This window comes from Pseudolactococcus raffinolactis NBRC 100932, from assembly GCF_001591765.1.
In the GTDB taxonomy this organism is placed as follows: domain Bacteria; phylum Bacillota; class Bacilli; order Lactobacillales; family Streptococcaceae; genus Pseudolactococcus; species Pseudolactococcus raffinolactis.
In genome coordinates this window covers 22,380-42,546 of sequence record NZ_BCVN01000012.1, presented here as the reverse complement: position 1 = coordinate 42,546, position 20,167 = coordinate 22,380, and the positions used below count along the sequence as shown (strand labels likewise).

Genomic DNA, 20,167 nt, shown 5'->3' with positions numbered 1-20,167 from the left:
GCGTATTGTGTCATACGACACTAAATTACTACCCAACGTTCGAATGTTCATTGATTTTCTAGAACAAAACAAAATATGATCTCATCTCATCTCAAAAATAGGGTGATAAATCTTGAATAAAAAACATTTTTAGGACACCGTTGCGTTATAATGGATCATAGCACACTATAGAAACGGATATGATTAAAACATGAAAACATTACTCATTGTTGGCTATAATGCTTTTGATTTAGGCATTTTTGATGAAAAGGACATGAAATTAACCGTGATTAAGACTGCCATACGCAAAAATCTTGAAGCATTCGCAGCGGATGGCCTAGAATGGTTAATTTTTGGTGGTAATCTAGGTTTTGAATACTGGGTACTTGAAGTGGCTAATGAGATGAAAAAGGATTATAACCTTAAATTTGCGACCATTTTCCCGTTTAAAACGCATGGTCAAAATTGGAATGAAGCTAATCAAACCAAGCTTGCACTTTTTAAACAGGTGGATTTTGTTCAATATGCCTATGATGATTATCAAAATGCAGGTCAATTTCGTGAGTATCATCATTTCTTGATTAGTAATGCGAATGGTGCTTTTGTCTTTTACGATGAAGAAAATGAAACTAAGTTGAACTATTTAGTGGCGCAATTGAACCGAGCGGACAATTTCCCTGTTCAGATGTTGCGATTTGATGCCTTGCAGGATATTGCAGATGAAATGGCTGATGAGATGAATCAGTAATGATATCAAAAAGCTATACTCCCTAGATTTAACGGGGCATAGCTCTTTGATAACTCCTTATTTTCTCTCTTATTGTTTGTCTTTGACTAAACGGGATTGCATTTCCTCATAGATTTTTTGCGCAATATTTTTGGCTTTTTGAACCTTATGATATTCTTGAGAATGTTCTTTTTCTGTCACTTCTTGTTCTGATTCAGTGATCGTATCAACTTCATCTACGATAAGAGCTTGCTTCTCTTTAGCCACTTCGAGCTCTTGCTCTTTTTGCAGATGTGATCTTTCAAGTTGATTTTCGAACGCCTCCAACTGCTCTAACGTTTCCTCAAGATGAGCATTTTCATTTTTGAAATAAACAATCTCTTTTTGAAGCTCTGGACGACTATTTCTACACTTCTCTTTAAGATCGCTTTTTTTCTGCATTAACTCATTATTTGTATCATTTAGTTGACCATTCGAATCTTTTAATTCACTGATAAGCTTGTTTTGATCAGCAAGATTTTCTGCCATCTTATCCAACGATTGTCGAATTGACACAATCATCCCCTGGTAATCTGACAGTAAAACTATACTAGCATAAAGACTTTTTCCACCGATTTTCAGGCAAGATAATTCATTTTTTCATATCAGGCTGATGATCTTTCACGATTGATAATTCCTTTCTCCACTCTTACACGATTGATATCTAACTAATTGCTAGGTAGCCTTTTTATAATTAATCCTAAAATTTCTAATCTCTAAAAGCTTGTTAAAATTTATTTTCTCTTATTTATTGCAATACATTTTTGGTTTAAATATATCGAATTCACATGGTACATATACAATTCTAACAAATAAATGTAATCTAAAATAGATATTTTCAGGACAATCAGATTGTATTATTAGGACTTTTTATCCTTTTCTTATTTTTATGTTTTTCCTTACTTTTGTAGAATACTCGGGTTATGAAATCAAAAAACACCTAAGTCTTTTCAGACTTAAGTATTCTTTGAACTTCTTTAATGAATCAAACGACAGTATATCTCAATTTAGATCATTTACATCTTTTTTCTCTTTTTCCAAAATGCTAGCATGCCAAATGTGGCTGCCACAATTGTCAATAGAACACCTGTTGTTTTAGTTCCTAACTCTTTATTTTCACCTGTTCGAGGCAGTCTGATCTTATCATTTGAATCCCCTTGGGCGTAAGTCCCCTTAGATATTAATGATGGTCCAGAAGGTTTGGGTGTTTGGGGCATATTAGGTTGTTCTGGTGTTTTTGGTGGTACATTATGTTGCGGTGCAGGTACGTCTGGAGTGTTGGGCACACTTGGTGTTGCGGGAGGTTCCGGATCATCTGGTGTTACAGGAGGCTCTGGAATATCTGTAAAAGCTTGTTCCTGCCAGTTAACTTGGTATTTATTATCATTTAATTGCAAACTTTGTTGGTGGTTGACAGGTGCTTCTTTCCAAGTTGTCACCGATGATTTTGCAATCTCTTCCCATGCTTGCTCAGGACTTGAGGTATAAATCAAAGCATTGATTTTCACTTGCTGCAAATTAGATGAATAGCCTGTTGACCCTGAAATCATAAATTTCACATTGGTACCAGCTTCTTTTAGCCATTCTGAAATATCCTGTGTCCAGGTATGCCCTTGATAAGTAATAGTCATGGTTTGGCTTGCTGCATCATAATGGATTTTGATGTTTTGCCATGGTGTTGTTTGACCATTATTGCCACTGATAATGCTTGCGAGTTGACTTTCTTTGGATTCACTAGCATTGATAGTCGCAATATCCATTTGACCAATGCCTTTATTTTGACCTTGACTAGGATCATCAATAAAGTACGGATTACCACCCTCACCATCATAAGTATCCCCATAGGTATGTACTGTGCCATTTGAATCGGTATAAATGAAGGCACCAAAACTATGGCCATTCATATTATCCTGAGGTGTTCCATCAGATTTGGTTTGAAGAGGATCTGGACCATATGGCAATGAACCGTGTGCCTCAGAAAGTTTTTTATTGTTATATTGGCTGGCATTGTCTGCCATAACATCTTTGATATTATTGTAATAGGTATCTAGCTTAAAGCCAAAAGAATTGTTGAGATAGCCTAATCCAAAAGAATTGCCCCAATGGCCGACATCATCATTACCAATTGGGTTGAAACCAAAGGAAATACCATCACCACCTTTTTCAGGACCTGTATGTACTTGCACCCATTCCCCGTCTTCTTTTTTTACCCATTTGTTCGTGCCACCGTCGCTTTTCTCTACGCTGTGACTACCAAGATTGACACTAGCATCAAGATCAAAATCTTGCGATAGGTCAATGCTTTTATCACTACCTAATATCGCTGTTCCTGCTTGGTCGTTTTTATCTGGTGTGAGCTGAATCACATTATTGGCTTGATCAAGGGTTGCACTGTTGACGATATTTTGACCTGTAACCGCATCATTGATATGTTTAGGAATGGTAAAGCCTTTTGTTTCATCTACATTTTTTCCTGGCTTATTTTTAGTAAAGATAACTTTAGACGTTTTTTGAGCGTCAGAATAATACGTTTGGCCAACATTGACATTTCCCAACTGGACTGAATTACCGTTTTCATCATAAACCATGCTTGGTGCGACATCACCATTGATCGTCGCATAAAGTGTTGTCTTACCATCTTTTGACGTCGTCACGACATCTGATACAATCGTTTTACCATCCGCTGTTTTATCAGTGACAGTATCATACTCTGGCAAAATATCGCCATTTTCTGTTGACTTCTGAACAGGTGTGCCAATGGTGGTTGTCACATCGCCAACGATAGCTATTTGAGACTTATCTGCAGAGGTATACGTACCTCTTGACACATTACCGTTTGAATCTATTGCAACATCCTCAAAACCAGAAATGCTATTTTTCACTTCATCAGGAGCTTTATTTTCGGGTGTCCCTATTACAGAGTCTTTCGCATCTGTCGATACTGCTGCGCCATTTGCATCTGCAATGTGTTTAGCTTGACCATAACTTAAATTGCTTTCATTATGATCTGCGCTTGAAACCTGTTTCGCACTTGTTAAACCATCTGGTGTTTTAACAGGCTTTGTTTGATCGTTTCCAGTTGCTTCTAAACCTGCACCTACTGGTGTTAGTTCAGCTGCATAGGCAAGGTCATTACTCGTTGCAACAGAATCATCTCCTCCAACAGTTAATGTCGGTGTTAATTCAGCTGTGTTGACATTGTTAAAATCCGAAATCACACAGGTTACTTCATTTGTCTCAGCAAGTGCCTTGTCTGTATCGACTGTTTCCTTTACTTTTTCACTTTCACCAAAAAAACCGCCTCTAATAGCACCAGCAGCAATCGCCACAAAGGCGCCCGCTTGCACTAAAAATCTGTGTTCTTTTAATGATTTGTTCTTTTGTTTTTGTGCCATCCTGTTACCTCCGTTAATTATGTTGGACAATGGTTTCTGAAATTTACTTGTAAAATCATTGTTCTACGACATATTGTACGCCTTCTTCGACAATAAATCTAATCAAAAGCACTGTTTTTCAAACTTTTTCTATTGGATTATTAAACTTACCTTATACGCTTATTATATCTAATTGAATATTATTTCTCAACAAATATGATAGCGTTTTCTTTTGATGGCTTGTGTAAAAACAATAAAGTCTTTAGTAGATAAAGAGATAAAAAACGAGCATGCCAATTAAAGCAATACTCGCATTTTCATATGGCATAACTCTGACAAAGCTTTTCCTTAAAATTTTTCTAGATGAGACACCTTATTTTTTCATTTCAAATTCTGAAATTTCAATACTTGATGTTTCTGAAAGCGTCCTAAAAAAATGTGCTGACTTTTTTAAAGATTTTTTTTGCGTATGGTAGTTTACCGAAATCAAACCATAGCGATTTCGATATGAATTACGCCAGCTGAAACAATCAATCGGTGCCCAAAGATGATAGCCAAAGCAATTTGCACCTTCCTCTATTGCCTTATACAGATAGTAAAGATGCTCTTTAATAAAGGTCATCCGATAATCATCATGAATCATACCATCTTCAGATAAATATCTGTCTTCACGACTAACCCCCATGCCATTTTCTGACACAAACCAGGGAATATTACCATAATTTTCTTGAATATTTTTAGCAATATCGAAGAGTGCTTTAGGATAAATTTCCCAACCTTTATCAACATTCATTCGAACACCACGTTTGTCATAGGCTTCAAAATACTTATTGGGTAACCAGTCTACAGCAAGCGAATCAGACGAATATCTCGGTGCCTGGGCTCTATTGGGATGATAAAAATTTACACCTAAATATTCAACTGTATTTTTCTTAATCGTTTCCAACTCATCATTTGACGTTTGCCAGATAACGTTATCTCTAGTTAAAATATCTACCAATTCTGTTGGAAATTCACCATTGACCGAAGCATCCATAAATAAACGATTTTGCCATAGATCTGCAAAATGTGCTGCTGCTTGATCACTTTCAGAATTCGTAGCGGGATAATTAGGTGTGAGATTAAGCACAATACCAATTTTCCCATCAGGATGTTTATTTAACTTACGAAAGGCTGCGATTGCCTTTGAAGAGGCGAGCTGCAAATTGTAGGCAACTTGTACAGCTTTTCTACCGTCGACGATATCTGGATAATGAAATTGATAAAGATAGCCGCCTTCAACAACTACCATAGGTTCATTGTGCGTGAACCAATCCGACACCCGATCAGAAAACAGCTCAAAACATTTTTCAGCAAATGCCACATATAAATCGACAACATGCTTAGATTCCCAGCCACCATAACGATGAAGAAGCGTAACTGGCAAATCAAAATGGTGTAAATTAAGAACAGGTCTGATATCATTTTTTATAAATTCATCAATGACATCATTATAAAATCTGACCGCATCTGAATTGACCGTACCTGTTTCCAAATCATCGATTAGTCGTGTCCATTGGATTGATGTTCTAACTGAATTTAACCCTGCTTCTTTCATCAAAGCAATATCTTGTTTAAAATCATTATAGAAGTTTGATGCTGTATCTGGACCAATACCGTGCCAAAAATGCTCTGGAAATTTGTCAAAATCATAGTCGAAAATATTCGCATGAGACTTATGAAATCGACCTTCTGTTTGTGGTCCAGATGTTGCAGCACCCCACCAAAAGTTTTTTGGAAATTCAAGTCTTGTCATAAATGTACTTTCTATTTTTTACTAATAATCTTAAATCTTACGACATTCAGGTCATCACGAAATGTTGTAGAATTTAAGTTTAATCTTCTTTTATTTTATCTATCATCATTAAGAACGGAAGATAAATCAAACCAACAGCAATCATTTGCACAATTTGAAGTAGACTGCCCATAATCGAATTGGTGGCAAGAAATCCTGAGATAACAGCAGGCATCGTCCAAGGCACTTGTGCACCCGTTGTCAACGGTACAATGCCTGAGGCAAATCCAGCATAGGCAATGATGACTGATACGATTGGCGCAAGCAACCACGGAATAAATAATGACGCATTCATAACCATTGGTAAGCCAAAGATAACTGGTTCATTGACATTAAAGATTCCAGGTGCAATGGCTAAACGTGCCACTTCTTTATACTGCTTCTTGGTCATAATCACCATAATCAAAATCAAGACGATCAAGGTTGATCCAGATCCACCCAATGACACTGTAAAAGTATCCATAAATGATTTTGTGACAATGTGACCATGCTCTTGAAGAGCAGCATTTCCTTTTTTAAGTAACTCAGCATTATCAAGACCATTCGTTTGCCAGAATGGTTCAAAAACTGAATTGACAATAACTTGACCGTGGAGGCCAAAGAACCAAAGAAACTGAACAAAGAAAATGGCAACAATTGTTCCTGGTAATGACGTGCCTAAACCTGTCAATGGTTTTTGTATAATATTGTAAATCACATCATGCAAGTTTGTATCAAAGACACCAATCATCACAGCATTACCAATTAGAAATGGTAAGAGTGTTCCCAAAACTGGGATCAAAGCTGAAAATGATTTTGATACAGCAGGCGGTACGCCATCAGGCATTGTAATCACAAAACCTTTTTGTGTCAAATAAACATAAATCTTTGCTGCTAGAAAAGCAGCAATCATACCAAGAAACATCCCTTTAGCACCAAGTCTATCAAGAGACATTAAACCAGAAGCTTGAATTTCTTTTTTACCATCTACAACTGTCATGAAAAATGGTGTTAAAATTAGAAATGAGGCCAATGAAACAACTGCACCAAAAATGGCTTCAACTTCTTTAGCTTTTGAAAAATAATACCCTATACCTAGTGTTACAAATACTGTCATTATAGACATTGTGGCATTTTGACCATTGCCAAACAAATTTGAAAACTGTGTTTTGATTGAATCCGGCCAAAATGGCAAATTATTAAAGACAACGATAAATGAGCCAAACATTGTGAGTGGAAAACTAAGCATAAATGCATCCCGGAGCACCGTCAAATACAGGTTAGCACCAATTTTTTGTGCAATTGGTGCTATTTTGGCACCCAGAGCATCCATAAAGTTATTCATAAGAAACCTCCAAACATTATTTTATGTTCTCATGATAACGCTTCCATGTTCGCATTACAATAGCATTTCTAGTAATGTATAGCTATTATAGTACTATTTGACTGAAAACTATAGGTATTTCTCTTTTAATGTATAGCTTAATTTTTACGTGTTAAGATAACTTCTAGGCTAAATTCTTCACCTATATGTGTTACTCTGGAATATTCAAATACTTGTCCTGTTAAAAATCGTGCTGTTTGTGTTGTTAATACCACTGGTTTTCCAATATCAATCTTCAGCAACTTCGACTCTTGTTCATCCGCTACATGAACAGCAATCCTCCTATGTGATTCTTCAATAATATAACCTAAATGTTGTTCAATATATTCATAAATGGAATTTTCCACATGCTCTAGTTTCAAATTTAAAATCAGTTTGACAGGCATCCACATTTCCTCTATAACAAAGGGCTTAATTTCCTTACTTCTTACACGTTTGATATGGTATACTTGCTCATCTGCTGTCATAAGACTTAACTTTTGCTGGACAGTTGCATCAGCAGAAACAACTTCAAAAATCAAAACATTAGAGACTACTTTTTTATCTGCATATAAAGCTGTTGAGCCTCTAAAATAATTAATTTCTCGCATTCTATCTAGTGATGCCTTCGAAAAATCATTGACAAAGGCACCTTTAGCTTTAACTTTCGTGATGAGTCCTTCATCCATCAATAAATCTGTCGCTTTTTTCACCGTCATTTTAGACGCATGAAAAGTTTCGATTAATTCTCTTTCATAAGGCAATTTACTTTTAGCAGGGAATTCACCCGATAATATTTTATTTCTAAGAATATTTGCTATCGTCAAGTATTTTTGTATTTTCATGCTTTAATTTTAGCATAAATTTCAATCATTTTTTCTAATTCGTCTACAGACTAAAACGAAAAAACACTTACGACTAAATCGCAAGTGTTTTTGTCAATTATTCAGTTACTTCTTCAACAACTTCTTGTGTTTCAGCAACTTTTGCTAACGGTTCAAGGTTACGGTAACGCGCCATACCAGTACCAGCTGGGATGATTTTACCGATGATAACATTTTCCTTAAGACCAAGCAATGGATCTTTCTTGCCACGGATTGCAGCATCAGTCAAGACACGTGTTGTTTCTTGGAAGGATGCAGCTGACAAGAATGAGTTCGTTTCAAGCGATGCTTTAGTAATACCCATAAGAACTGGGCGAGATGTCGCAGGGATGCCACCATCAAAGAGAATTTGTTGGTTGGCTTGCTCGAAATCAGCGATGTCCATGAGTGTACCAGGCAAGAGATCTGTATCGCCGGCATCCATGACGCGGACTTTACGGAGCATTTGACGGACCATTACCTCAACGTGCTTGTCGCCGATCTCAACCCCTTGGCTTCTATATACTTTTTGCACTTCTGCAAGTAAGTAGGTTTCAACTGAAAGTGTATCGCGAACTTGAAGCAAGTGTTTTGGTTGAATAGAACCTTCTGTCAACGGTGTACCACGGTGAATGAAATCACCAACTTCAACGTGCATACGCGCTGTAAATGGGACTTCGTATGTCCGTGTATCTGTTTCACCTTTGACTGTTACTTCTTTCTTACGAGTCGCTGCTTCTTCAGTGATTTCAACGACTTCACCCGTCACTTCAGTGATGACCGCTTCCCCTTTAGGGTTACGGGCTTCAAAGATTTCTTGGATACGAGGGAGACCTTGTGTGATATCTTCAGATGACGCTACACCACCTGTGTGGAAGGTACGCATGGTCAACTGTGTACCAGGTTCACCGATTGATTGGGCAGCGATTGTTCCGACTGCTTCACCAACTTCAACTGCATCACCAGTTGCCAAGTTGACACCATAACAATGTTTACATACACCATGACGTGTTTTACATGTAAAGACTGAACGGATTGTGACTTCTTTGATACCAGCTGCAACGATTTGCGCTGCAATAGCTTCTGTAATCAACTCATCTTCACCGATGATTTGCTCACCTGTTTCAGGATGTACAACCGTTTTACGTGTGTAACGACCATTGAGACGCTCAGACAATGGTTCTACCATTTCTTTACCGGTCGCAATATCGCTAATCACAAGACCACGGTCAGAACCACAGTCATCTTCACGGATAATCACATCTTGGGCAACGTCAACGAGACGACGTGTCAAGTAACCTGAATCGGCTGTTTTAAGGGCCGTGTCGGTCATCCCTTTACGGGCACCATGGGTAGAGAAGAACATTTCCAAAACGGACAAGCCTTCACGGAAGTTTGAGATGATTGGGAGCTCCATGATTTTACCATTCGGTGCTGCCATCAACCCACGCATACCCGCGAGCTGTGAGAAGTTGGAGATGTTACCACGGGCACCAGAGTCCATCATCATAACGATTGGATTTGACATGTCTTGCGCTGCGATCAATCGACGCTCAAGTTCTTCTTTCGCACCACGCCAAACGTCTGTTACCATTGTATAACGTTCATCATCAGTCATGGCACCACGACGGAATTTCTTCGTGATTTGCGCCACTTTATCATGCGCTTCTTCGATGATAATGTGTTTATCTTCAACGACAGGAATATCTGCGATACCCACAGTCAAACCAGCCTTAGTAGAATGGTGGTAACCGAGGTCTTTGAGACGGTCAAGCATTTCAGATGTCAAAGTCGTACGGAAACGTTTGAAGACTTCTGCGATGATATTACCCAAATGTTTTTTCTTGAATGGTGGGACCAAATCAAGATTTTGGATAAACTCAATCACATTTTCACCAGGCGCCATGAAGAAACGGTCGTCTGTTTGTGATGTCAAGTTTTCTTGTGTTGGTTCATTTAGATAAGGGAACTCTTCTGGCATAATCGCATTGAAAAGGATTTTACCAACAGTTGTTGCCATGATCTTATCTTTTTGATCAGCCGTCCAAGGTTTGTTCAATGATTTTGTTGCGATCCCGACACGTGTGTGCAAGTGAACAAAACCATTACGCCAAGCCACTTCAGCTTCATCTGCGTTAGAGAAGACCATGCCTTCACCTTCACGACCAGCTTCTTCCATGGTAATATAGTAGTTACCCAAGACCATATCCTGTGACGGTGTAACAACTGGTTTACCATCTTTCGGGTTAAGAATGTGCTCAGCAGCTAGCATCAAGATACGCGCTTCTGCTTGGGCTTCTTCAGAAAGTGGCAAGTGAATCGCCATTTGGTCCCCATCGAAATCGGCATTGTAGGCTTCACACACAAGTGGGTGAAGACGAATCGCACGACCGTCGATAAGAACTGGTTCAAAGGCTTGGATACCAAGACGGTGAAGGGTAGGTGCGCGGTTAAGAAGAACTGGATGTTCTTTAATCACATCTTCAAGGACATCCCAAACATCTGGATCTTGACGTTCAACTTTACGTTTCGCAGCACGGATATTCGGTGCCATGTCACGTTTCACGACTTCGCTCATAACAAATGGTTTGAAGAGTTCAATCGCCATTTCACGTGGCACACCACATTGGTACATTTTAAGTGTTGGACCAACGACGATAACCGAACGACCAGAGTAGTCGACACGTTTACCGAGCAAGTTTTGACGGAAACGTCCTTGTTTCCCTTTCAGCATGTGGCTGAGGGATTTAAGTGGACGATTACCTGGACCTGTAATTGGACGACCACGACGACCGTTATCAACCAATGCATCAACAGCTTCTTGTAGCATCCGTTTTTCATTTTGAACAATGATATTTGGTGCATTCAATTCCATCAAGCGTTTCAAACGGTTATTCCGGTTGATGACACGACGGTACAAATCATTCAAGTCAGAGGTTGCAAAACGACCACCGTCAAGTTGCACCATTGGACGTAAATCAGGTGGGATGACTGGTAAAACATTGAGTACCATCCACTCTAATTTATTGTTTGATTTATTGAAGGCATCCAAGACATCCAAACGACGGATGGCTTTGACACGTTTTTGACCTGTTGCAGTTTGCAACTCTTCTTTAAGGGCTGAGATTTCAACATCCAAATTCACATTTTTAAGCAAATCTTGAATGGCTTCAGCACCCATTTTCGCAACAAATGAACCAAAACCATTTTTGAGCATTTGTTCGCGGTATTCGCGTTCAGTCAAAAGTTGTTTTTTCTCAAGTGCTGTTTCTTTAGGGTCAATGACCACATAACTTGCGAAATAGATGATTTCTTCAAGAGAGCGAGGACTCATGTCCAAGGCCAATCCCATACGTGATGGAATCCCTTTAAAGTACCAAATATGTGAGGTTGGCGCTGCTAATTCGATATGGCCCATGCGTTCACGGCGAACTTTCGCACGTGTGACTTGGACACCACAAATTTCACAGACTTGGTTTTTATAAAAAACGCCTTTTAGCTTACCACAGCTACATTCCCAGTCTTTTGATGGTCCGAAAATACGTTCATCAAAGAGGCCTTCGCGTTCTGGTTTTTGTGTACGATAGTTAATTGTTTCAGGTTTTTTGACTTCACCAAAAGACCAAAAACGGATTTTTTGAGGAGACGCAATCCCAATTTGCATACTCTCAAATTTATTTACATCGACCATTTTTTCTCCTGTAAATTGAGATTATCTTTAGTGACTTGACTTGCAACTAAGCGCAGATCGCTGTTTAAAGATAAGCTCAGCAAGATATGAGTCAGCCTTTCTTCAAAGTCTGACTAACATCTTTTCGTTTATGATTTTCTGCTCTGACACCAAGTTCAAAAGCTTTGGCATGAAAAAGCTTATTGACCAGCTTCTTCAATTGCCACTTCCTCAGCTTCAATCGCTGCGGCAACTTCTGCTTCTTTGGCTTCTAACATTTCCAATGTCACTTCGACTTTGTCGTTGTTATGTGGATCTGTATCGTCATCCAATTCACGAAGTTCTAAGACATTATCATCAACGTCCAAGACTTTCATGTCTAAACCAAGTGATTGCAATTCTTTTACCAAGACGCGGAATGACTCAGGTAGACCTGGTGCAGGGATTTTTTCACCTTTAACAATCGCTTCATAGGCTTTAGTACGGCCAACGACGTCATCAGATTTATAAGTCAGGATTTCTTGCAGAATATTGGCAGCACCATAAGCTTCCAGCGCCCAAACTTCCATCTCCCCAAAACGTTGTCCACCAAACTGCGCTTTACCGCCGAGTGGTTGTTGAGTAACGAGTGAGTAAGGTCCGACTGAACGGGCATGGAGTTTATCATCAACCATGTGGTGAAGTTTGATCATGTACATGACACCAACTGACACACGGTTATCGAAGGCTTCACCTGTACGACCATCATAGAGTACAGTCTTAGCATCATCTGCCATGCCTGCTTCTTTAACGGTATTCCAGATGTCCTCATCACGCGCCCCATCAAAGACAGGTGTTGCAATGTGGATACCAAGTGTACGAGCTGCCATCCCAAGATGAAGCTCCATAACTTGTCCAATGTTCATCCGTGATGGGACACCCAGTGGGTTCAACATGATATCCACTGGTGTGCCATCTGGCAAGTAAGGCATGTCTTCTACTGGCAAGATGCGGGATACAACCCCTTTATTACCATGACGACCGGCCATTTTATCCCCAACATGAATTTTACGTTTTTGAACGATGAAGACACGAACGAGTGTATTGACACCAGTTTGAAGTTCATCACCATTTTCACGACGGAAAATCTTCACATCATGGACGATACCATCGGCACCATGCGGTACACGAAGTGATGTATCACGAACTTCACGTGCTTTTTCACCGAAGATAGCACGGAGCAAACGTTCTTCTGGTGTTGGATCTGTTTCACCCTTAGGTGTGACTTTACCAACGAGAATGTCGCCTTCTTTAACTTCAGCACCAATACGGATGATACCAAACTCGTCCAAATGACGCATGGCTTCTTCACCAACGTTTGGAATCTCGCGTGTAATTTCTTCTGGCCCAAGCTTTGTATCACGTGTTTCAGATTCGTATTCCTCGATCGCAATTGAAGTATAAACGTCATCTTTAACAAGACGTTCACTCATAATAACGGCATCCTCGAAGTTATACCCTTCCCAAGTCATGTAGGCAACAAGTGGGTTTTGACCGAGGGCCATTTCGCCACCTTCCATTGAAGGACCGTTACCGATGATTTCATCTTTATCAACTTTGTCACCAACTTGAACAAGCGGGCGTTGGTTGTAAGATGTTCCTGAGTTTGAACGACGATATTTAGTGACCGTATATTTGTCTAATTCACCAGTTGTGCGACGGATGCGGATTTCACCACCGTCAACAAATTCAACTGTTCCTTCATGTTTAGAAAGGATGGCAGCACCTGAATCATGCGCTGCTTGATGTTCCATACCAGTTCCGACAAATGGTGCATGCGGATCAATCAATGGTACTGCTTGACGTTGCATGTTGGCTCCCATGAGGGCACGGTTGGAGTCATCGTTTTCCAAGAAAGGAATACAAGCTGTTGCGACTGCGACTACCTGTTTAGGTGATACATCCATGAAGTCAGCTTTATCCGCTTCAACTTCAATATTGTTACCACGTGTACGGGCCATAACTGTTTCACCAGAGAATTTATTATCTTCTGTTAATGGTGAGTTAGCTTGGGCAACGATGTAGTTATCTTCTTCATCAGCTGTCAAATAATGAATTTCGCTAGTTACAACACCATTAGCACGGTCAATACGACGGTAAGGTGACATAATGAAGCCATATTCATTGATTTTACCAAATGATGACAAGTTATTGATCAACCCGATATTTGGTCCCTCAGGTGTCTCAATCGGACACATACGGCCATAGTGGGTATAATGCACGTCACGTACTTCATAGCCGGCACGGTCACGTGTCAAACCACCAGGTCCGAGGGCTGACAAACGGCGTTTGTGAGATAACTCAGACAGTGGATTATGTTGGTCCATGAACTGTGACAACTGTGAGCTACCAAAGAACTCTTTGATAGCTGCCGTTACAGGACGGATGTTGATCAAAGATTGTGGCGTCATGTTTTCGTCATCAGCTGAACTCATACGTTCACGAATGACACGTTCCATACGGCTCAAACCAATACGAACTTGGTTTTGGAGCAATTCGCCAACTGAGCGAATCCGGCGGTTACCCAAGTGGTCAATATCATCCACACGACCAATACCTTCGTTAAGTGCTAACCAGTAGTTAACGTTTGCGATAATATCAGCAGGTGTTAAATGACGAACTTCTGGTGCGATTTGACCATTTGAAATCACGTTGATCACTTTTTCTGGATCTTTTGGTGAGTAAACTTTAACGACTTGGATCTCGATAGGTTCTGTGACCACAGCATCATCTGACGGATAAAGTGTGACAGTGTTCAAACCATTATCAAGTTCAGTCTCAATGCTGTCCAACACATCACGTGTCAATTCTGTGTCTTTATCAACTAAGATTTCGCCAGTTTCACCACTTACTAATGCTTCTGCAAGCGTGAGACCCAAGAGACGGTTTTTAAGGGCTAATTTTTTGTTAACTTTGTAACGACCAACTGGTGCAAAGTCGTAACGACGTGGATCAAAGAAACGTGCTGTTAGTAAGCTTCGTGAGCTATCAGCAGTTTTGGGTTCACCAGGACGAAGGCGGTCATAGATGTCTTTAAGGGCTTCTTCTGTCCGTGTGTCGCCGGCATATTTATGAATGTCTTTTTCGATTGTTGCGCGAGTTAATTCGCTATCACCAAGGATTTCGAAAATGGCTTCATCTGAACCGAAACCGAGAGCACGCATGATGGTTGTAAATGGTAATTTACGTGTGCGGTCGATACGGACATAACCGATACCTTTGGCATCAGTGTCTAACTCAAACCAAGCACCACGGTTAGGGATTGTTGTATGGCCATATGATTCCAAACCATTTTTATCAACTTTTGGATGGAAATAAGTACCAGGTGAGCGAACCAACTGAGAAACGATGATACGTTCAGCACCATTGATGATGAAGGTACCCATTTCTGTCATGAGTGGAAAATCACCGAAGAACACTTCTTGTGTTTTCAACTCGCCAGATTCTTTGTCAACCAAACGGAAAGTCACAAATAAAGGTGCTGAGTAGTTGGCGTCATGGGCGCGCGCTTCCTCAATTGTGTATTTAGGTTCTTTCATTTCATAACCAACAAATTCCAGGTCTTTTGTACCTGCAAAGTTGTCGATTGGTAACATTTCTTTAAAGACATCAGCCAATGACTGGTCTAAGAAACGTTGATAAGAGTCGGTTTGAATTTCGATCAAATTCGGCAAATCAAGTACTTCTTTGATTCGCGAAAAGCTGCGTCTAGTACGGTGTTTACCGTATGCTACGTCATGTCCTGCCAAGATCTTCTCCTCTAATACTTCTGGTCATCTCTGCTACGATTTGAGCGATGACCTTTACAGTGGATTATATGCAATGCGGCCAACTGATTTTGCAATCATTGACCATTTTTTAGTTTGTCGTTGTTATACTTAATAAAGTATACTTTCTGAAAATATTAAGAATTTTCAGAAAGATTTTTTTTGCGTTACAATTTGCAGTTTTTACTGCTTCAGACGTCAAAAAAAGCAACGAAAATAAAACTTCTCGCTGCTCACAAAGCACTAGGGACAATATTTCCTAGCATTTTGCCGACAAACTCTTTAAAACATTATAGCATATTTCATGCCAGATTTCAAGGGATAATGCTTTAACTGACTGTGTTTGAGTACTTGTCAAAGAATAAGTTTACTACTGGTATTGAAATCAAAACAGGTAACTCTTATTAATTTTTTAGCCTACTTTAAGTTAAATCGTTTACAATGAGACTTGTAATACTTATAACAGCTCTCAGGAGCCATTTTGAAAGGTAAGAAAGATGAATTTTTTCAAGAGATCGTGGCTGTATTTAACAGCGAAATTAGGAAAAACTGCTATTTTAATGTTAGTTTTCACTGCAATTATGGTATTTGTTTTAGCCGGTTTAACTATTCGGCAAGCTGCTATCAAAGCAACAGAGAATGCCAAAAAAGAAGTTGGGGCATCCGTCACCTTATCCGTTGACCGAGATAAGATGATGCGAAAAGCGATGTCGATGGCAAATAATGATGGCTCGCCTCTCCGTATCGAAGAAACACCTGTTCCACTTGAACAAGCGGAAAAAGTTTCGAAAATGAAGAATGTTAAAGATTATTCATTTTCAACATCTGCTAATGCTGCAGCAGGCGAAGGTGTCAAACCCATTACCGGAAACGCCGACAACTCTGCTCAACAAGGCCTTTCAGGTCGTAGTCCTGGTGAAGAAATTGATGAATCAAAGAGTACCGTTTCCATGAACCCTGATTTTCATGTCACAGGTGTCAATACCCTCTCAAGCCTTCCAACATTTGAAGATGGAACAGCTAAAATGATTAATGGTCGAGCCATTAACGAAAAAGATAAAGGGACCAACCATGTCAACATTGAAAGTCAACTAGCAACCGCTAATAAATTAACTATCGGTAGCACCTTCACCTTAAAAGATGAAGATGGTAAAAAACGTGAAGTTAAGGTTGTCGGTATCTACAAAACATCAAAAACAGCCGATGCGGCTACTCAACGGATGACTTCTTTAAATCCGGCCAACACCATCTACGCCCATTATGTCTTGACCAACAGTTTTAAAGAAGGTGCAACCGATAAAAGCAAACAAACGATTGATAGTGCCGTTTATTACTTGAAAGATCCCGCAAAAATGGAAAAGTTTGTGGCCTCTGCTAGCAAGAAACTAGATACTGATACTATGACTTTATCGGCCAATGACCAAGCCTATCAACAAATGCTGACACCATTGAACAATGTCGCAAGCTTTGCAACCAACATTGTAATTCTGGTTGCTGTTGCCGGTGTGATCATTCTCAGCTTGATCGTTATTCTTAGTATTCGTGAACGTCGTTTTGAGATTGGTGTCTTGATGAGTTTAGGTGAAAACAAAGCCAAAATTATCGGGCAGTTCTTCATCGAACTTTTCGTAATTATGCTCGTCAGCGTCAGTCTTGCTGGTATGACAGGAAATGTCATCGGAAATGTCATCGGTAACCAACTCTTAAGCCAACAGAATGCTACACATCAAGAACAATCGCAAAACAATACCTCTCAAGGCGGGGGTGGCTTTATGGGCGACCTAAGTAGTCCTTTTACACCAAGCAAACAAGAAGCGAAGCAAATTGAGAAGATGAATGTCAAAATGACTCAAAAAACAATTTCCCTACTAGGCGCTTTAGCCTTAGGTATCGTTCTGATCGCCATCTTCGTTGCCTCTATCGGCATCTTGAGGATGGAACCTAAAACGATACTGACAAGCAACTAAAGCATTTAGCAAGAGATGAATCACCGGAGGAAGATAAATGTTAGAAACAAAAAAACTTGGTTTTTGGTATCAAGATAAGGTAGATACCCTATTTGAAAACGTTAATTTACAATTTGAAGCAGGCAACATGTATGCCATTCTAGGTAAAAGTGGGAGTGGGAAAACAACTTTTCTATCGCTCATCTCAGGCTTAGATTCAGCAAAAGAAGGCGAGATCTTTTACCAGGATAAAAGCTTGAACCAAATCGGTTTAACCCGATTTAGAAAGCATCATCTTGCCATTGTTTTCCAAGCCTATAACCTCTTTACTTATATGACTGCCTATCAAAATGTCAGCAGCGCACTTGAAATTAGTGGTGAGAAAAAAGAAAATAAGCGCGCATTCATTACAGAAAGTCTTAAGTCTGTTGGGATTACTGAAGACTTACAACATAAAAAAGTTGGACAGTTATCCGGCGGTCAACAACAACGTGTAGCTGTCGTCCGTGCCATGGTGACTGGCGCTGATATCATCGTTGCTGACGAGCCAACAGGAAATCTGGATGAAGAAACAGGACGTGATATCATCAATCTATTTGAAAAAATCGCCCATGATCAAAAGAAAATCGTCATTTTGGTCACTCATGACAATGATATCGCCAAGAAAAGTGATGTAACCTATGAATTGAAAGATAAGGTCTTTCATAAACGAGTTAAAAAGTTAAGCCAAACGAAATAAACGCCAACTCCAAAAACTCTCAAGAGATCAATCTTTCTCTTGAGAGTTTTTGCATGTTAAATCGAAATCGAACAGTCTAACCAAGCGCAGCTAAGATTTTTTTAACAGCATCTTCTGTGCCTAGTGGCAGAGCATGATAGGCATTCATTTCTAGTTTTTTAGCTTCGATGAAACGTAGACGTTCTGTCATACTCGCTTTTAGCGACGCAACATAACCTTCGTGTTCAAAATCAGGATTGAGATGCTTAATTGGCAGATAAGACAAACCTTCGATTGGACCAAAAGGCACGAAACTACCAATGCCATCAATAATTGCTTCGATAGCACCTAATGTATGATGTGGTTTAACTTTAGCACCATTGAAATAACCGGTATTGAGGATGTAGCAATCAATGGCCTTATCCTCAAATAATTTTTTGAAGGCAGTAAAATCCTCACCTAAGGCGTAAGAGCGAAATGGATTGGCGAAAGGTTCGATGACGATCTCATTGACATCAATATCCCCAACTATATTTTCTGCGGTAGAACGCTTGGTCGCCAAGGTCAAACCAAAAATAGATGCCAGATTGGGTTCACTAACTTTTACAACCGGCGGTAAACTTTCGTCCTGCATGATCCAGTAGACAGCATTGATCTTTTCTTGGATATGGTCCACACGATTAGGTGTGACTAGTTTAGACTTGACTGTTCGACCATTTCCATTGCGAATATCTTCTGTGACAAGAACTTTCCTACCAGCTTCATCTAAAGTAACCCCAACATTTTGACAGGTTAGGAAATATTTGACCATTTCACTGGTCATGGGATAGTCCTGCGTTTTGTCGAAATATGCAGGTTCCAAGGCTGTAGTTGACCCATCTTGGTGATTGATGATAAAGGCGTCATCATGCAGGACGGTGACGTGATACTTACTATCATTTTTAGCTAGGGTGATCGTTGATTTTCCGGAACCTGATAAACCAAAGGCTGCCATGGTGTATTTTTTACCATCGCTTAAGGTGTATTGTTTCATTCCTCCATGACAGGCAATATAATTATGATCATGTGCCGTTGCCCAAGCCAGTGTTAAGGTCGCCTTCTTATACTCGCCGAAATACCGTAGGCCTAAAATCACAGCAACATTATGCTTGGGATCAAAGAGGGCTAAACCATTAGGATAATCTGGCTGCTGCCAGTCTGGATCGCCGAATATGTATAAATCCCCTGTCTGATAGGATTTAGAATGGGTATACATCTTTTGGTAATCTTTCGTTAACCGTTGGAAATTAAGTAAATAATTTAAGATGGTATTGGCATAAGCTGTGGGTAACAAGAGGTGACTTTTAAGCATGAACTCAGGATCCAGGCCGACGTAAACTTCAGTTGTATAAACTTTTTTCTGACTGATACCGAACACAGCTTCACGAACCAGACGTGCAAAATAAGCAGTATCCACACCTGGTTGACCGATGATTTTTCTAGCAGCTGAGGTGCGCCCGACGACTTCACCGTCGTTAAAGACAAGTACTTTGCTGTTTTCTGGGAATCCATGGACTTTTGGCTCATGAATCGGTAAATCAGTGACGATGGTACCCCTTGTTTCCTTAGCTAAGGCATAGGCCTCCGCGACTGTCTCAATTTTTTCGACATTATTGGCATAAAAAGCTGTTTCGACCGTTGCTCTAATCGCCGAAAACAAGGGATTCTTTTTTCGAATGTCCTCGATTTTATATTTTTCGATAGATGTCATCTGATATCCTCCTTGATACCTTATCCTAATCACATGTTCATGTTTTTATTATACGCCTTTTATCGAAATTTTCAAAAAATTTGTAAATCTTTTTATCCCTTGCATTTTTGATAAATAAA

11 protein-coding genes are annotated in these 20,167 nt (G+C 39.7%); 3 read left to right on the top strand and 8 right to left on the bottom strand.

The features are described 5' to 3' along the window. Positions 1 to 190: 190 nt before the first annotated feature. The gene (locus tag LRA01S_RS05435) at positions 191 to 727 is read left to right on the top strand and encodes an SLOG family protein (protein ID WP_061774601.1); all 537 of its coding nucleotides are present in this window, start codon (positions 191 to 193) and stop codon (positions 725 to 727) included. A 69-nt stretch (positions 728 to 796) separates the two neighbouring features. On the opposite strand, the gene LRA01S_RS05430 is transcribed toward LRA01S_RS05435, so the two are convergent. From LRA01S_RS05430 to rpoB, 7 genes are all read right to left on the bottom strand, one after another. Continuing rightward, positions 797 to 1,261 (bottom strand): GumC domain-containing protein, encoded by a 465-nt coding sequence (locus LRA01S_RS05430; protein WP_144259882.1) that lies wholly within the window; start codon positions 1,259 to 1,261, stop codon positions 797 to 799. Positions 1,262 to 1,761: 500 nt separating this feature from the next. After that, positions 1,762 to 4,140, bottom strand: a complete 2,379-nt coding sequence (locus tag LRA01S_RS05425; RefSeq protein ID WP_061774599.1) for a lectin-like domain-containing protein — start codon at positions 4,138 to 4,140, stop codon at positions 1,762 to 1,764. A 352-nt stretch (positions 4,141 to 4,492) separates the two neighbouring features. Beyond that, positions 4,493 to 5,914 (bottom strand): glycoside hydrolase family 1 protein, encoded by a 1,422-nt coding sequence (locus tag LRA01S_RS05420; protein WP_061774598.1) that lies wholly within the window; start codon positions 5,912 to 5,914, stop codon positions 4,493 to 4,495. Positions 5,915 to 5,993: 79 nt separating this feature from the next. Beyond that, positions 5,994 to 7,277, bottom strand: coding sequence for a PTS sugar transporter subunit IIC (locus LRA01S_RS05415; RefSeq protein WP_061774597.1), 1,284 nt, complete (start codon positions 7,275 to 7,277; stop codon positions 5,994 to 5,996). A gap of 137 nt (positions 7,278 to 7,414) precedes the next feature. Next, the gene (locus LRA01S_RS05410) at positions 7,415 to 8,140 is read right to left on the bottom strand and encodes a GntR family transcriptional regulator (RefSeq protein WP_061774596.1); all 726 of its coding nucleotides are present in this window, start codon (positions 8,138 to 8,140) and stop codon (positions 7,415 to 7,417) included. Positions 8,141 to 8,237: 97 nt separating this feature from the next. Then, positions 8,238 to 11,849: a DNA-directed RNA polymerase subunit beta' gene (gene rpoC, locus LRA01S_RS05405; protein ID WP_061774595.1), complete on the bottom strand. Its 3,612-nt coding sequence runs from the start codon at positions 11,847 to 11,849 to the stop codon at positions 8,238 to 8,240. Between the two features lie 179 nt (positions 11,850 to 12,028). Next, positions 12,029 to 15,616, bottom strand: coding sequence for a DNA-directed RNA polymerase subunit beta (gene rpoB, locus LRA01S_RS05400; RefSeq protein ID WP_061774594.1), 3,588 nt, complete (start codon positions 15,614 to 15,616; stop codon positions 12,029 to 12,031). Positions 15,617 to 16,131: 515 nt separating this feature from the next. Between rpoB and LRA01S_RS05395 the strand changes: the two genes are divergently transcribed. Together LRA01S_RS05395 and LRA01S_RS05390 are read left to right on the top strand one after the other, a co-directional pair. Beyond that, complete coding sequence (locus LRA01S_RS05395) at positions 16,132 to 17,601, top strand: ABC transporter permease (protein ID WP_082785399.1); 1,470 nt, start codon at positions 16,132 to 16,134, stop codon at positions 17,599 to 17,601. A gap of 37 nt (positions 17,602 to 17,638) precedes the next feature. Then, entirely contained in the window at positions 17,639 to 18,319 is a 681-nt protein-coding gene (locus LRA01S_RS05390; RefSeq protein WP_061774592.1) for an ABC transporter ATP-binding protein, read from the top strand. Between the two features lie 76 nt (positions 18,320 to 18,395). On the opposite strand, the gene LRA01S_RS05385 is transcribed toward LRA01S_RS05390, so the two are convergent. Continuing rightward, the gene (locus LRA01S_RS05385) at positions 18,396 to 20,048 is read right to left on the bottom strand and encodes a phosphoenolpyruvate carboxykinase (ATP) (protein WP_061774591.1); all 1,653 of its coding nucleotides are present in this window, start codon (positions 20,046 to 20,048) and stop codon (positions 18,396 to 18,398) included. Positions 20,049 to 20,167 lie beyond the last annotated feature (119 nt).

Coding starts and splice junctions, on each gene's coding strand:
- LRA01S_RS05410 (WP_061774596.1), bottom strand. CDS start 8,140: ATGAAAATACAAAAATACTTGACGATAGCAAATATTCTTAGAAATAAA.
- LRA01S_RS05425 (WP_061774599.1), bottom strand. CDS start 4,140: ATGGCACAAAAACAAAAGAACAAATCATTAAAAGAACACAGATTTTTA.
- LRA01S_RS05435 (WP_061774601.1), top strand. CDS start 191: ATGAAAACATTACTCATTGTTGGCTATAATGCTTTTGATTTAGGCATT.
- rpoC (WP_061774595.1), bottom strand. CDS start 11,849: ATGGTCGATGTAAATAAATTTGAGAGTATGCAAATTGGGATTGCGTCT.
- LRA01S_RS05385 (WP_061774591.1), bottom strand. CDS start 20,048: ATGACATCTATCGAAAAATATAAAATCGAGGACATTCGAAAAAAGAAT.
- LRA01S_RS05395 (WP_082785399.1), top strand. CDS start 16,132: ATGAATTTTTTCAAGAGATCGTGGCTGTATTTAACAGCGAAATTAGGA.
- LRA01S_RS05415 (WP_061774597.1), bottom strand. CDS start 7,277: ATGAATAACTTTATGGATGCTCTGGGTGCCAAAATAGCACCAATTGCA.
- LRA01S_RS05390 (WP_061774592.1), top strand. CDS start 17,639: ATGTTAGAAACAAAAAAACTTGGTTTTTGGTATCAAGATAAGGTAGAT.
- LRA01S_RS05420 (WP_061774598.1), bottom strand. CDS start 5,914: ATGACAAGACTTGAATTTCCAAAAAACTTTTGGTGGGGTGCTGCAACA.